Here is a 12,630-nt window from a genome sequence, read left to right on the forward strand (position 1 = left end):
GGCCCGGACCGCGCCCCGCGCCGGGGCCTGACGGCGCGTGACCGGTGCGACCGGGGCCCCGACCGGTCACCGCGCCGCACCGGAACCGGACCGCACGGCCCCGCGTCACTGTTCCCGGGCGCCCGCAGGACGCCTGCTCGGCACAGACGGGAGGGCTCATGGCAGACGGATTCAAGGTCGATCTGGGTGCCTTGGACGACGCGGCTTCGGGGATCACCAACACCCTGGCGAAGATGCAGTTCAAGAAGGTCAGCGACCTCGACCCGAAGAAGGAGGACTTCGGGCACGGCCACCTGGCCGACGTCGTCGAGAAGTTCTGCACCCGCTGGCAGCTGGGCGTGGAGAACCTGGCCAAGGACGCGCAGGCCGTCACGGCCCGGCTGAACGCGAGCGTGAAGGCCTACCGCGAGGTCGACGGACACGTCGTCGGCCATCTGAACGGCACCCTGAGCCGCGACAGCGGCGAGGACCCGGGAGCGAAGTGATGGCGAAGGAACTGGGCGGCACGTCCGACCCGAAGGAGCTCGTCCCGGGCGACCCGGAGGCGATCGCCTCCACCTGTGCCTGGCTCAAGAGCTACGGGGACACCCTGCACTCGACCGGCGAGGGCCTCAAGCGGATCGACACCGTCGAGGGGTGGTCGGGCAAGGCCGGCGACGCCTTCCGGAAGGCCTTCGAGGGCGAGCCGGGCAAGTGGCTGGAGGCCGGCGACTGCTTCCACACCGCCGCCACCGCGCTCACCGCCTACCAGTCGACCCTGACCTGGGCGCAGGGGCAGGCGGCCGAGGCGATCCGGCAGTGGGACGCGGGCCAGAGCGCCAGCAGCCGGGCGAAGGGCGACCACCAGGAGGCGGAGCGCAACGCCGGCCACGAACTGCCGTTCACCGACCCCGGCGAGAGCACCCGGGACGGCGCGCGGCAGACCCTGGCCAACGCCCGCGGCCAGCTCAAGTCGGCCGGCGACACCGCGGCGAAGACCGTCGCCACCGCGCGCGACAAGGCCCCCGAGGAGCCCGGCTTCTGGGACGACGTGGGTGACTTCTTCTCCGACGCGGGGGACTTCCTGGGGGACGTCGGCCAGGTCGTCGTGGAGGACCTCGCCTCGGTCGGCAACGCCATGCTGCAGAACCCGGGCGCCGCGCTGGAGGTCGCGGGCGGGCTCGCCCTCGCCACGGTCGGCGCGGGCGGCGAGGTCCTCGGCGTCGGCCTGGACCTCACCGGCGTCGGCGCGGTGGTGGGCGTACCGGTCAACGTGCTCTCGGCCGGCGTCATCGCCACCGGTCTCGGGATGGCCGGCATCGGCGCGGGTGAGATCGCCCAGGACGCCATGGGCTCCAGCCGGGTCCACATGGAGGGCGAGGGCGGTGGCGGCGGCGGGTCCGGCGAGCTGCACACCCAGCCGTCGAAGGGGGCCGACCCGGCCGCCACCCCGGAGGGGCACACCACCAACATCCCGAGGAACGCCGACGCGACGACCCGCCGGGCGTTCGAGCGGGAGAACGAGTCCGCCGAGATCATGGCGCGCAACGGCTACAAGGTCGAGCAGAACCCGAACGTCACCGGGACGACCAAGAACCCCGACTACCGCATCGAGGGCGAGGTGTTCGACTGCTACGCGCCGACCGCCTCGAACCCGCGCTCCATCTCCACCGGCATCCAGAAGAAGGTGGACTCGGGCCAGGCCGACCGCATCGTGCTGAACCTCTCCGACAGCGGTGTCGACGCGGCCGCCATGCGCAAGCAGCTGCAGGACTGGCCGATCGAGGGTCTCAAGGAGATCAAGGTCATCGACTCGTCCGGCAACGTGGTCCACTTCTACCCCTAGACGAACCGAGAGAGACGCCCAGCATGGCTATTGCCTACAGCCTCGACCTGGTGACCCCGCTCACCGCGGCCGAGGTCGCAGAGAAGCTCGACGAAATCGCCCGTCCGCAGGCGCTGTTCGGCGCCGGGGAGGACGCCGGCACGCTGGTCGCCGACGGCGCCGTCACCGCCCGCGGCACCTGGGTCCGGGTGGTGGCGACCAAGGCGATCCCGTGGGGGGACCCGCTGATCGGCGGCCGCCCCTTCGGCGCGACCGTCTCGGTGGCCTTCCGCCTCGACAAGGCGGCCGACGTCTCCGACCAGCAGGACGACACCGTCCGGCTGACGCTCGCCCTGCTCGGCCGGGTCCCCGGCGACGCCGCGCTGCACCTCGACTACGAGGACGTCTGGCTGGTCCGCCAGGGCGGCGAACTGACCCTGAGCGAGCGCTCCGACCTCTGGCCGGCGCACCGCCTGGCCGCCGTGCCGGCGCCCTACCGGCGGCAGACCCAGGACTTCTTCTTCCCCGAGGACGACTGACCTCCGGGTCTGTGCCGGGAGCGGGGGGGGGGGGGGGGGGGGGGGCCACCCCCCCCCCCCCCCCCCCCCCCCCCCCCCCCCCCCCCCCCCCCCCCCCCCCCCCCCTCCCCCCCCCCCCCCCCCCCCCCCCCCCCCCCCCCCCCCCCCCCCCCCCCCCCCCCCCCCCCCCCCCCCCCCCCCCCCCCCCCCCCCCCCCCGCGGCCCGGGGGCAGGCCCGGGGTCAGAGCGCCGCCTTCTCGCGGTCGGGCTGCCGCGCCGCCGCCTCGGCCCGGTCCTGGTCGGCCGCCTTCGGCAGGCCCCGCAGCAGGCGCCAGGCGAGCGCCGAGGCGGCCAGCAGCAGCCCGCCGGCCAGGATCGCGGCGATGTTCATGCCGTGTACGAAGGAGTCGCGGGCGCTGTCCAGCAGCGGACCGGCCAGCGTCTGCGGCAGACCGTGCGCCACCTCGACCGCGCCGCCGAGCGACTCGCCGGCCTGGGTGGCGGCGGCCTGGCCCGCCCCGGCCGGCACGGTCAGCCCGCTCGCGTAGAGCGAGCCGACCACCGAGCCCACCAGGGCGATGCCGAGCGCCGTCCCCAGCTCGTAGGCCGTCTCGGAGACCGCCGAGGCGGCGCCGGACTTGTCGGCCGGCGCGGCGCCCAGCACCAGGTCGGCGCCGAGCGTGTAGACCACGCCCTCGGCGGTGCCGACGATCAGGAAGGCCGCGGCGAGCACCAGGTAGGTGGAGTCCTGCTGCACCCAGCCGAGCAGGCCGATGCCGGTGCCCATGGCCAGCAGGCCCAGCGTCAGGGTGGCCCGGGCTCCCGCCCGCCGCGCCAGCCGGGCGGTCAGCAGACCGCCGACCACGGCTCCGGCGAAGGCCGGCAGCTCGGCCAGACCGGCCTTGAGCGGCTCGTAGCCGCGCACCAGCTGCAGGTACTGCGAGGTCACGAAGACCACGCCGGAGAGCCCGACCAGCGCGGTGAGCGAGGCCAGCACCGCCGCGGTGAAGCGCCGGTCCGAGAAGAGCCGGACGTCCAGCAGCGGGGTGGTCAGGCGCAGCTGGCGGCGGACGAAGACGGTCAGTGCGGCGGCGCCCAGCACGGCCGCGACCGGGACGTCCCAGCGCGCCACGCCGTGGGCGGCGGCCTCCTTGATCGCGTAGACCGCGGCGATCACCCCGGTCAGCGAGAGCACCACGGACAGCACGTCCCAGCGGCCCGGTTTCGGGTCCTTGGACTCCGGCAGCAGCCAGGCCCCGAAGACCAGCAGCAGCAGCAGGACGGGGATGTTCAGCAGGAACACCGAGCCCCACCAGAAGTGCTCCAGCAGCACCCCGCCGACCACCGGTCCGAGCGCGGCGCCGGCGGTGGCGGCCGCGCCCCAGATGCCGATCGCGGTGGCCCGCTCGCGGTCGTCCGGGAAGAGGCTGCGGATCAGCGACAGGGTGGACGGCATGATGGTCGCCCCGGCCACGCCGAGCAGCGCGCGGGCCAGGATCAGCCAGCCGGCGCTGGGCGCGTAGGCGGCTAGCAGCGAGGCGGCGCCGAACGCGGTGGAGCCGGCCAGCAGCAGCTTCTTGCGGCCGATCCGGTCGCTCAGCGAACCCATGCTGACCAGCAGGCCGGCCAGCACGAAGGAGTAGGCGTCGCCGATCCAGAGCAGCTGCGTGCCGCTGGGGCGCAGCGTCTCGCTGATCGACGGTATCGCGAGGGACAGGACGGTCGCGTCGACGGCGACCAGGGTCACGGCCAGGACGAGGACGGCGAGGCCGATCCAGCGCTGGCGGGGGCGGGTGAGGACGGTGCTGCTCATGGGTATCGGTTTCCGGCCGCTGGTGCGGGCCTGTGGTCCGAGGTGCTGTGGGTGGGGTGTGGAGGGCTCAGTGCGGCCGCGGCGGTCGCAGCGCGCCGCCGAGGAAGAGCTCGGCGAGCGAGAAGGCGCCGTCCCGGGGGGCGAGCCGGCCGTCCTGGACGGCCCAGCCGACGCCGGCCACCAGGTCGAAGAAGGCCTCGCTGAGCCAGCCGGCGGAGAGCTCGACGCGGAACACGCCCTGCTGCTGGCCGCGCAGGAAGAGCGCCTGCAGCCGGCTGATCTGGGCGTCCCAGAGCTCGTTGATGTCCTCGTCGTCGTACAGCTGGTTCTCGCCCGCCAGGAAGGCGCAGAGCGCGGCGTCCGGCACGATCCGGTCGACGAGGCGGCGCAGCGCGGCGTGCGCGTCGCCGTCCTCGACGGCGGCCGCGTCCAGGGCGGCGCCGAAGGTGCGCAGGCCGAGCAGGCCGACCTCGCGGATCAGCGCCTCGCGGCCGGGGAAGAGCCGGTGCAGGGTGGCGCGGCTGATGCCCGCGGCCCGGGCGATCTCGTCCAGATGGGCGGTCGGGCGGCGGGAGAGCACGCCCACAGCGGCTTCGAGGACGGAGTCGCGGTCGGTGGCCATGGGGCGAGTCTACGCCAAATGAGACGTCCGTGTCTCAATCTTTTCTTGGATGCCTCAGTCGAGGCCCCGGTGTCGTGGCGGGGTCTTTGGGGCCGGTGGCGCCGGGGGTCCACGGGGCCGGGCCCGGTGGCGTCCGGGCATGCAAAACCGGGGACGGCGGTGGCCGTCCCCGGTCGCGGGTCTGGTGCCGGCGATCGCTGCCGGTCAGCTCTGGTTGTAGAACCCGGTCTCGTCCAGCGGTCGGTCGATGACCATCACCTCGACGTCCGCCGGCGTGAGCAGGAAGACCCGGCGGGCGATCCGCTCGATCCCGCCGCAGGTGCCGAAGATCAGCCCGGAGGCGAAGTCGACCATGCGCTTGGCCTCGGCCTCGTCCATCTCGGTGAGGTCCATGACCACCGGGATGCTCGCCCGGATGTGCTCGCCGACCGTTCGCGCGGCCTCGAAGCCCGTCGGCCGCAGGGAGACGATCTTCGTGGGAGCCGGGGAGGACGGTACCGTCTCCTGCTCGATCCACTCGTCGTCGTACACCGCGGCCGGGTAGTTCCCGGAGGGCATCAGCCACCCGTTGTGGTGCTCGTCGCGAAGTGCTCCCATGCCGCGCCTCCCTGCCTCGTTCCGTACAGGTCCCCCGGTGCGCGTGTCCTTTTGACACGTCATCCACTCGTCGGAACTGTCCGAGTATCGCACTGATCACCGGTCCCGTGCCCGCTCGCGACCCCCGTACCAGTCGTGCCGCGCCGGAAACCCGGGCGAACCCGGGCAACAGTTGCGACGCAGCGGAACGGCGGACGGTTGCGCGCGTAGACCATATCGGTCGTGGTCACCGCCGAATTGACCTTCTGTCAACGATGTGGGAACGATTTCACTCGCCGGTGACGCCGTCGACCAATTCGCGCAGCAGATCCGCGTGACCGTTGTGCCGGGCGTACTCCTCGATCATGTGGACCAGGATCCAGCGGAGCGTCACCTCCCGTCCCTGGCGCGGCCGCTTGCCGACCGTCTCCGGCGGCAGGCCCTCGCAGGCGGCCCGGGCGGCCGTGATCTGCCCCTGCCAGGTGGCGAAGTCCTCCGCGGCGTCGGCGGAGTCGACGAAGTCGAAGTCGCCGTCCGGGTGCTGCTCGGTCCAGTAGAGGCCCGCGGTGCCGGGCTCCTCGCCGAGCAGGATGATCCGGAACCAGTAGCGCTCGACCTCCGCCATGTGCCGGACCAGGCCGAGCAGCGAGAGCGAGGACGGCGGGACGGCGCGCAGCCGCAGTTGGTCGGCGTCCAGCCCCTCGCACTTGCGGGCGAGGGTGGCGCGGTGGAACTCCAGCCACGCGGTGAGCATCGCCGTCTCGTCCGCCGCGAACGGGGGCTCGGGCCGGTCGACGGCGGGGATCGGGTCGTTGGTCATGGCGGCCATCCTGGCGCACCCGGTGGGGCCGGGGCGACCGAATAGTCGGCGGGCGCGCCGGGCGCGTCGGGCGGTCCGGGCCGTCGGCCGGGCTGTCCGGCTCAGGCCTGCGGGACGCGGCGGCGGGCGGCGGCCCGCCACACCGACACCAGGCTGCCGACGGCCAGGACGGCGATCGCGCCGGCCGACAGCAGGAAGGCGGCCGAACCCGGCTCCCCGGCGCTGGCCGCGGCCGTGACGTACACCGCCGTGGTCGGTACCACGCCGATCGCGGTGGCGGTCAGGAACGGCAGGAACCGCACGCCGGAGAACGCGGCGCCGTAGTTGCCGGCTTGGAACGGCAGCCCGGGCAGCAGGCGCAGCAGCAGCACGCTGCGGAACCCCTGCTCGGTGAACCGGCGGTCCAGCGCGGTCAGCAGGCGTCCGCGCAGATAGGGGCGGAGGGCGTCGCGGCCGAGCAGCCGGCCCAGGGCGAAGGCCGCCGCCGCGCCCAGGGTGGTGCCGAGCACGGCGAGCAGGATGCCCTGCTGGATGCCGAGCAGCAGTCCCGCCGCCGCGTTGAGCGCCGGGCGGGGCACGAAGGCCAGCGTGCCGACCGCGTAGACCGCGGTGAACGCGGGTGCCAGCCAGTACCCCGGCACCCCGGCCGGGAGCCCGTCGGAGAGCAGCGCCGACGGGCTCCAGAGCAGCAGCGAGCCGGCCGCCGCGGCGAGGATCACCACCAGCAGGGCGAACCGGGGCCAGGGCGCGCGCAGCCGCGACGCGGGCCGGGGCGGCGTCGGGTCGGGCGTCGGCGGGGGCGCGGGCAATGCGGGTGCGGGTGCGGGTGCGGGCACCGCCCGAGCCTAACCGGGCGGCCCGGTGCTCCGGGCGGTGGGTTCACCCCGTGACCGCCCGGCGACCGGCCGGTCACCGGGCGGCCCGGAGGCTGCGGCCGTGACGCGGCCGCCGGTCAGCTGTGCGTGCCGTGCTGGGCGGGGGAGTAGATCCAGGCCTGGTTGAAGCCGTAGTTGCGCTCCCACTGGATGATCGGGGTGCCGTCGGCGGGGTTGGTCCCGGGGAGGTCCAGCACGAGGCCGCTGCTGCGGTTGGTCAGCGAGCGGATGCCGCTGTGGTGGACGACGGTCTCCGACCAGATCTGGTTGAGCCCCCCGTTGCAGTCCCACTGGTCGGCCTGGACGCCCCAGGCGGTGCTGAAGCCGGGGATCTCCAGGCACTTGCCGCTGTGGACGTTGACGAGCTGGTTCGCGTCGGTCCAGGCCCACTTCTGGTTGTCGCCGCCGGTGCAGGTCCACTGGCGGATCGGGGCGCCGTCGTCGGTGCGCCAGTCGGTGACTTCCAGGCACTTGTTGGTGATGGCGTTGCGGACCTCGGTCGGGCTGGTCACGACGACCGGCACGGAGGCCTGCGCCGTGGTCGGGACGGCGGCGGTGAGCACGCCGGCCGCGGCGAGCGCCGCGGTGGCCGTGCCGAGGCGCTGGAACGGAGAGGTGCGGAGCTGAGCGGTGCGTAGCGCGGTCATCGGATCCCCCTGGTGTCGGGTGGTCGGGTGGTCGGGCAGGCTTCGGCATGGTCAGTGGTGCGGGCCGGGCGGGAACGGCGAGTAGTACCAGACCTGGTTGTCCGCCCCGTTGAGGTCCCACTGGATCACCGGCGCGCCGTCGGCGGTGCTGCCACCGGCCACGTCGAGGTAACGGCCGCTGTGGGCGTTGACGAGGTGGCGGAGCCCGCTGTGCAGCCGGCTCGCGTCGCTCCAGCCCTGGTTCGCGCCGCCGTTGCAGGTCCACTGGCCGACCGCGGTGCCGGGGTCGCCGCTGTACCCCGGGATCTCCAGGCACTTGCCGCTGTGGACGTTGACGAGCTGGTCGGCGTCGGTCCAGACCCACTTCTGGTTGTCGCCGCCGGTGCAGGTCCACTGGCGGACCGGGGCGCCGTCGTCGGTGCGCCAGTCGGCCGCCTCCAGGCACTTGTAGCTGGCGAGGTTCCCGATCTGGAAGGGGGCGGAGGTCGCCGCCCGGGCCGGGCCGGCCGGTGCGGCGACGGCCAGGCCGGTGGCGAGGGCGAGGGCGGTGACGGTCGGGACGAGGCGTCGCCCCGTGGTGGAGCGGTCGGTCATCTGGTCCCCCTGGTTCGGTGCGGTGCTCGGGTCTGCCGGGGTGCCCGGCGGGGTGGCGGTGCTCCCCGCCGGGGCGGGGCCGGCTCTACAGCACCACGGACGGGTTGAAGTACCAGCGCTGGTTGGACACGCCGGTCGGGTACCACTGGATCACCGGGGCACCGTCGGCGGCGGTCCCGTTGTTGACGTCGAGCACGAGGTCGCTGTGGAAGTTGACGAGGGCCAGCGAGCCCTGGCTGTCGTTGACGACCCCCCAGCGCTGGTTGGCGCCCTTGTCGCAGGTCCACTGGTCGGCCCGGGCGGCCGGGGCGGTGGAGTAGCCGGGGATCTCCAGGCACTTGCCGCTGTGGACGTTGACGGCGTAGCCGTCGGTGAACCGCCACTTCTGGTTGTCGCCGCCGGTGCAGGTCCACTGGCGGACCGGGGCGCCGTCGTCGGTGCGCCAGTCGGCGACCTCCAGGCACTTGCCGCTCGACTGCACCCGGACCTCGACGTCGGTGGCGGTGCTGATCGGCTTGTAGTTCATGCCCGCCGCCGAGGCGGGCGCGGCGGCCGCCAGGGCGCCGCCGAGGGTGAGAGTGACGACGGCGGCGGCGGAACCGACGCGTCGCTTGCTGCTGGTTCGGCCGGTCATGAGTCCCCCTGTGCTGTGGACGTGACGGTCGCCGGCCGGGTCAGGCCGCTCCGGACGGGCCCGGGGCGGCGGCGAAGGCCGGCAGGCGCAGCCAGGACTCCCTGGCCGCGTCGGTGTGTTCGACGGCGCCCAGTTCGAAAAAGTTGTGCGGCGCCTGAGGAAAAGTCATGAACTCGTGTGAACAGCCGGCTGCCGTGAGGGCCGCGTCGAAGGCGGCGACCGTCCCGGCGGGGATGTGCGCGTCGGCGCCGCCCCGGAAGGCGAGCACGGGGGCGGTCAGGCCGGGGGCGAGCTGGGTGGGGCCGGGAGCGCCGTTGACGGCGTCGGGGTAGCCGTAGGAGCCGACCACACCGGCGAGGCCGAACCGGGGGGCGGCGGCCCGGAACGCCTGGCGGCCGCCGAAGCAGAAGCCCAGGGCGACGACCTCGGTGACGCCGGTCGCGCGCAGCCGGCCGATGCCCGCGGTGAGGTCGGCGTCGAGGCCGTCCGGGGTGAGGGCGAGCAGGTGCGGGAGCGCGCCGAATTCCGGCCCGCGCTCCCGCGGCGCGGCGCCGGCGGTGCGCCCGTAGTAATCGACGGCGAGTGCCGGGTGGCCCTGTTCGGCGAGCCGGACGGTGGTCGCCCGGGAGAAATCGGAAAGGCCCCGGTTGTCCGGCAGGACGAGTACGCCGCGGCCGGTCGGCCGGACCGGCCGGGCCAGGAAGGCGGCGAATTCCGTGCCGTCGCCCGAGACGAGGGTGAGATCGGCGGATTCGGCCAGGGCGCTGTCGGCGGGGGTGAAGGCGGGGGCGCCGAGTCGGCGTCGTAGCACACGGGGAGAATTCCGCCACTGGTCGCCGACTGCCGGATGCTCCATGCATCCGGCAGTCGGCGATATTAGCGACGAATTCAATTCGTGCGGGGCCAGTACATCGCCCGGGGATTACCTTGGTAAGGCTATTTCGAGGACGGTGCGATCACGTTTTCGGTGGCCCGCTTCCCGGTGGTCGGCGGGTGGTCGGTGGCCGCTGCCCCGGCGCCCGGCTCGGCCCGGCGCAGGGCGCCGGCGCTCAGCAGCAGGGCGAAGGCGAGCGCCGCGACCACGCCGAAGGAGACGGTGAGCGAGGTGGCCTGGGCGAGCGCCCCGATGATGGCCGGCGCCACCAGGCCCGAGGTGTAGGTGACCGTCGCGACGCCGGCGATGGCCTGGCTCGGGTTGGTGCCGATCCGGCCGGCGGCCGCGAAGGCGAGCGGGACGACGACGGCGATGCCGATGCCGATCAGCGCGAACCCCGCGATGGCCGGGGCCGGGCTGTCGGCGAGGACCACCAGGACGCCGCCCGTGGTGGCGACCGCGCCGCTGATCCTGGTCGCCCGCACGGCGCCCAGGCGGCGGATCGCCGCGTCGCCCGCCAGTCGGCTGACGGCCATGGTGAGCGCGAACGCGGTGTACGAGGCGGCCGCGACGGTGGCCGAGGCGCCGGTGACGTCCTTGAGGTAGACGCCGCTCCAGTCCATCGAGGCGCCCTCGGCGAACACCGCGCAGAAGCCCACCAGGCCGATCACGAGCGAGCTGCGCGGCGGCAGGGCGAAGCGCGGCGGGGCCTCGTCGTCCTCGGCCGCCCGCAGGTCGGGCAGGCCCCGGCAGACCGGCTGGGCCAGGCAGAGGAGCACCACGGCGGTGACGGCCAGCTGGAGCCGGGCGTCGAGGTCCTGGTGGGCGGCGAGGATGCCGAAGGCCGAGGCCACCAGCCCGCCCGCGCTCCACATCCCGTGCAGTCCGGACATGATCGAGCGGCCCAGCCGCTGTTCGACCTCCACGCCCTGGGCGTTCATCGCCACGTCCGCCATGCCCGCCGTCGCACCGTAGGCGAGCAGGAACAGGCAGAGCAGCGGCAGCGAGGGGGCGAGGGCGGGGAGGGTGAGCGCCAGGCACCAGATCGACAGCAGTCCGCGCACCGCGGCCCGGCCCCCGTAGCGGTGGACGAACCGGCCGGCCAGCGGCATCGCGAGGGAGGAGCCGATGGCCGGCATCACCAGGGCGAGCCCGAGCTGGCCGGGGGAGAGGTCCAGCCGGTCCTGGAGCCAGGGGATGCGGGTGACGAAGGTGCCGCCGACCGCGCCGTGCACGGCGAAGACCAGCGCGATGCTCGCCCTGGCGCGGCGCGGGTGCGCCAGGGGCCCGGCGGCCGGCCGGCCGTGGGGTGGTCCTGTGGTCAGGCTGTCGGTCATCCGGTGTTCCCTCCCGGCCGCGCCGTGGCGCGACGGTGCCCTGTGGGTGGTTCCTGTTGAGTGATGCCCGCCATCGCGTGGTTCGTGCGCGGGTGTCGTCGTCCGATAAATTATCAGGAAGGGACCCTGATAGAAACACTCTGGAAGGATGACGCCCATGACCACCGTGCGTACGGCCACGCCGAGCACCGCCCGGGCGATCAACGACCGGCTGGCGCTCAACCTGCTGCTCGATCAGGGGCCACTGACCGCCACCGAGCTCCGCGACCTCACCGGGCTCTCCCGGCCCACCGTCGCCGACCTGCTGGAACGACTGCAGCGGACCGGCCTGGTCGCCGTGGTCGGCGAGCGCGGCGAGCAGCGGCGCGGCCCCAACGCCCGGCTGTACGCGCTGGTCGCCTCGCGCGCCCACCTCGCCGCGATCGACGTCCGGGCGGGCGGGGTCAGCCTGGTCGTCGCCGACCTGACCGGGCACACCCTGGCCTCCGCCGAGCTGGCGGTCGAGGGCCGGGGCGACGCCGGTACGGCGGAACGGATCGTCCGCACCCTGCGCGAGACCGCGGGCCGGGCCGGCGTGGACCGGCTGCACACCGTCGCCGTCGGTGCCCCCGGACTGGTCGCCCCCGCCACCGGCCGGCTCTACAGCACCGGTGCGCTGCCGAGCTGGCACGCCGAACTGCTCACCGCCCTGGAGGCGCTGCCCGGCACCGAGGTGATCCTGGAGAACGAGGTCAACCTGGCCGGCCGCGCCGAGTACCGGATCGGCGTCGCCCGGGGGCAGCAGACCTTCGTCCTGATCTGGCTCGGCCACAGCGTCGGTGCCGCGGTGATCCTCGACGGGAGGCTGCGCCGCGGCGCCTCCGGCGGCACCGGCGAGATCTGCTTCCTGCCCGTCCCCGGCACCGCGGGCCTGCCCAGCGCCGCCGGGTGCGAGGGCGGGTTCCACGGCCTGGTCGGCAGCGCGGCGGTCTGCGGCCTCGCCCGCGCCCACGGTCTGCCCGCCGGCCCGGCCGACGACGCCGCGGCCGCCGAGGCCGCCGTCGGGACAGCGCTCGGCGCGTGCGGCGAGGGCGAGCCGGGCGGGCCGTTCCTGGACGAGCTGGCCGAGCGGATCGCGGTCGGCGCCTCGGCGGTCTGCGTCGTCCTCGACCCGGGCTGTGTCGTCCTCGGCGGCGAGGTCGGCCGGGCCGGCGGGGCCGAACTCGCCGGCCGGGTCGAACGCCGCCTGGCCGGGCTCTCCCCGCTGCGCACCGAGGTCCGGGCCGGTACGGCGGGCGGCGGCGCGGTGCTCTCCGGCGCCGTCCTCACCGCCGGCGACGCCGTCCGGCGCGACCTCTTCGGCGAGCCCTAGGCGCACCGGACCGGGCGCGGGGGGCGGCCCCGGCGGGCGTACGGTGCTCCGCTTGGCCGGGCGGGCGGCCGGTACGGCAGGATGGCGGGGGCGGCCGGACCGCGCCGCCGCCCCGCCGGGAAGCCGGACGGGGTGTCACCCGTGACACCGCACGTGCCACCGGAC

14 protein-coding genes are annotated in these 12,630 nt (G+C 74.6%); 4 read left to right on the forward strand and 10 right to left on the reverse strand.

Annotated features, from left to right (window positions below; translation table 11 throughout):
* The first annotated feature begins 158 nt into the window (after positions 1-158).
* The 3 genes from ACZ4UX_RS05295 to ACZ4UX_RS05305 are packed head-to-tail and all read left to right on the forward strand — an operon-like array spanning position 159 to position 2,343.
* Positions 159-485, forward strand: a complete 327-nt coding sequence (locus ACZ4UX_RS05295; RefSeq protein ID WP_329489166.1) for a hypothetical protein — start codon at positions 159-161, stop codon at positions 483-485.
* Complete coding sequence (locus ACZ4UX_RS05300; RefSeq protein WP_465705659.1) at positions 485-1,825, forward strand: putative T7SS-secreted protein; 1,341 nt, start codon at positions 485-487, stop codon at positions 1,823-1,825. Before ACZ4UX_RS05295 ends, ACZ4UX_RS05300 begins: the two co-directional genes overlap by 1 nt.
* A 23-nt stretch (positions 1,826-1,848) precedes the next feature.
* Complete coding sequence (locus ACZ4UX_RS05305; RefSeq protein ID WP_465705660.1) at positions 1,849-2,343, forward strand: SitI3 family protein; 495 nt, start codon at positions 1,849-1,851, stop codon at positions 2,341-2,343.
* 220 nt (positions 2,344-2,563) lie between these two features.
* Here ACZ4UX_RS05305 and ACZ4UX_RS05310 read toward each other — a convergent pair whose 3' ends face one another.
* The 10 genes from ACZ4UX_RS05310 to ACZ4UX_RS05355 form a co-directional block, all read right to left on the reverse strand.
* Positions 2,564-4,135, reverse strand: coding sequence for an MFS transporter (locus tag ACZ4UX_RS05310; RefSeq protein ID WP_465705661.1), 1,572 nt, complete (start codon positions 4,133-4,135; stop codon positions 2,564-2,566).
* Positions 4,136-4,202: 67 nt separating this feature from the next.
* The gene (locus tag ACZ4UX_RS05315) at positions 4,203-4,757 is read right to left on the reverse strand and encodes a TetR/AcrR family transcriptional regulator (protein WP_352292334.1); all 555 of its coding nucleotides are present in this window, start codon (positions 4,755-4,757) and stop codon (positions 4,203-4,205) included.
* 204 nt (positions 4,758-4,961) lie between these two features.
* Complete coding sequence (locus ACZ4UX_RS05320; protein ID WP_329486140.1) at positions 4,962-5,354, reverse strand: cell division protein SepF; 393 nt, start codon at positions 5,352-5,354, stop codon at positions 4,962-4,964.
* 268 nt (positions 5,355-5,622) lie between these two features.
* Positions 5,623-6,153 (reverse strand): DinB family protein, encoded by a 531-nt coding sequence (locus tag ACZ4UX_RS05325; RefSeq protein ID WP_465705662.1) that lies wholly within the window; start codon positions 6,151-6,153, stop codon positions 5,623-5,625.
* 101 nt (positions 6,154-6,254) lie between these two features.
* A complete protein-coding gene (locus ACZ4UX_RS05330; RefSeq protein ID WP_465705663.1) occupies positions 6,255-6,989 on the reverse strand; it encodes a TVP38/TMEM64 family protein in 735 nt (244 codons plus the stop codon).
* A gap of 116 nt (positions 6,990-7,105) precedes the next feature.
* Positions 7,106-7,675 carry an RICIN domain-containing protein gene (locus ACZ4UX_RS05335; RefSeq protein WP_465705664.1) on the reverse strand — a complete coding sequence of 190 codons (570 nt, stop codon included), beginning with the start codon at positions 7,673-7,675 and terminating at the stop codon, positions 7,106-7,108.
* A 51-nt stretch (positions 7,676-7,726) separates the two neighbouring features.
* Positions 7,727-8,269, reverse strand: a complete 543-nt coding sequence (locus tag ACZ4UX_RS05340; RefSeq protein WP_465705665.1) for an RICIN domain-containing protein — start codon at positions 8,267-8,269, stop codon at positions 7,727-7,729.
* Between the two features lie 85 nt (positions 8,270-8,354).
* Positions 8,355-8,903: an RICIN domain-containing protein gene (locus tag ACZ4UX_RS05345; RefSeq protein ID WP_465705666.1), complete on the reverse strand. Its 549-nt coding sequence runs from the start codon at positions 8,901-8,903 to the stop codon at positions 8,355-8,357.
* 40 nt (positions 8,904-8,943) lie between these two features.
* A complete protein-coding gene (locus ACZ4UX_RS05350) occupies positions 8,944-9,714 on the reverse strand; it encodes a dienelactone hydrolase family protein (RefSeq protein ID WP_465705667.1) in 771 nt (256 codons plus the stop codon).
* 125 nt (positions 9,715-9,839) lie between these two features.
* Positions 9,840-11,114 carry an MFS transporter gene (locus ACZ4UX_RS05355; protein WP_465705668.1) on the reverse strand — a complete coding sequence of 425 codons (1,275 nt, stop codon included), beginning with the start codon at positions 11,112-11,114 and terminating at the stop codon, positions 9,840-9,842.
* 157 nt (positions 11,115-11,271) lie between these two features.
* Between ACZ4UX_RS05355 and ACZ4UX_RS05360 the strand changes: the two genes are divergently transcribed.
* The gene (locus ACZ4UX_RS05360) at positions 11,272-12,465 is read left to right on the forward strand and encodes an ROK family transcriptional regulator (RefSeq protein WP_465705669.1); all 1,194 of its coding nucleotides are present in this window, start codon (positions 11,272-11,274) and stop codon (positions 12,463-12,465) included.
* Positions 12,466-12,630: the final 165 nt, after the last annotated feature.

It is taken from the genome of Kitasatospora sp. NPDC028961 (assembly GCF_055564815.1).

Excerpts from the sequence above, each read along its gene's own strand:
- ACZ4UX_RS05320 (WP_329486140.1), bottom strand. The coding sequence starts at position 5,354 with ATGGGAGCACTTCGCGACGAGCACCACAACGGGTGGCTGATGCCCTCC.
- ACZ4UX_RS05305 (WP_465705660.1), top strand. The coding sequence starts at position 1,849 with ATGGCTATTGCCTACAGCCTCGACCTGGTGACCCCGCTCACCGCGGCC.
- ACZ4UX_RS05355 (WP_465705668.1), bottom strand. The coding sequence starts at position 11,114 with ATGACCGACAGCCTGACCACAGGACCACCCCACGGCCGGCCGGCCGCC.
- ACZ4UX_RS05315 (WP_352292334.1), bottom strand. The coding sequence starts at position 4,757 with ATGGCCACCGACCGCGACTCCGTCCTCGAAGCCGCTGTGGGCGTGCTC.
- ACZ4UX_RS05325 (WP_465705662.1), bottom strand. The coding sequence starts at position 6,153 with ATGACCAACGACCCGATCCCCGCCGTCGACCGGCCCGAGCCCCCGTTC.
- ACZ4UX_RS05345 (WP_465705666.1), bottom strand. The coding sequence starts at position 8,903 with ATGACCGGCCGAACCAGCAGCAAGCGACGCGTCGGTTCCGCCGCCGCC.
- ACZ4UX_RS05310 (WP_465705661.1), bottom strand. The coding sequence starts at position 4,135 with ATGAGCAGCACCGTCCTCACCCGCCCCCGCCAGCGCTGGATCGGCCTC.
- ACZ4UX_RS05340 (WP_465705665.1), bottom strand. The coding sequence starts at position 8,269 with ATGACCGACCGCTCCACCACGGGGCGACGCCTCGTCCCGACCGTCACC.
- ACZ4UX_RS05295 (WP_329489166.1), top strand. The coding sequence starts at position 159 with ATGGCAGACGGATTCAAGGTCGATCTGGGTGCCTTGGACGACGCGGCT.
- ACZ4UX_RS05300 (WP_465705659.1), top strand. The coding sequence starts at position 485 with ATGGCGAAGGAACTGGGCGGCACGTCCGACCCGAAGGAGCTCGTCCCG.
- ACZ4UX_RS05335 (WP_465705664.1), bottom strand. The coding sequence starts at position 7,675 with ATGACCGCGCTACGCACCGCTCAGCTCCGCACCTCTCCGTTCCAGCGC.
- ACZ4UX_RS05360 (WP_465705669.1), top strand. The coding sequence starts at position 11,272 with ATGACCACCGTGCGTACGGCCACGCCGAGCACCGCCCGGGCGATCAAC.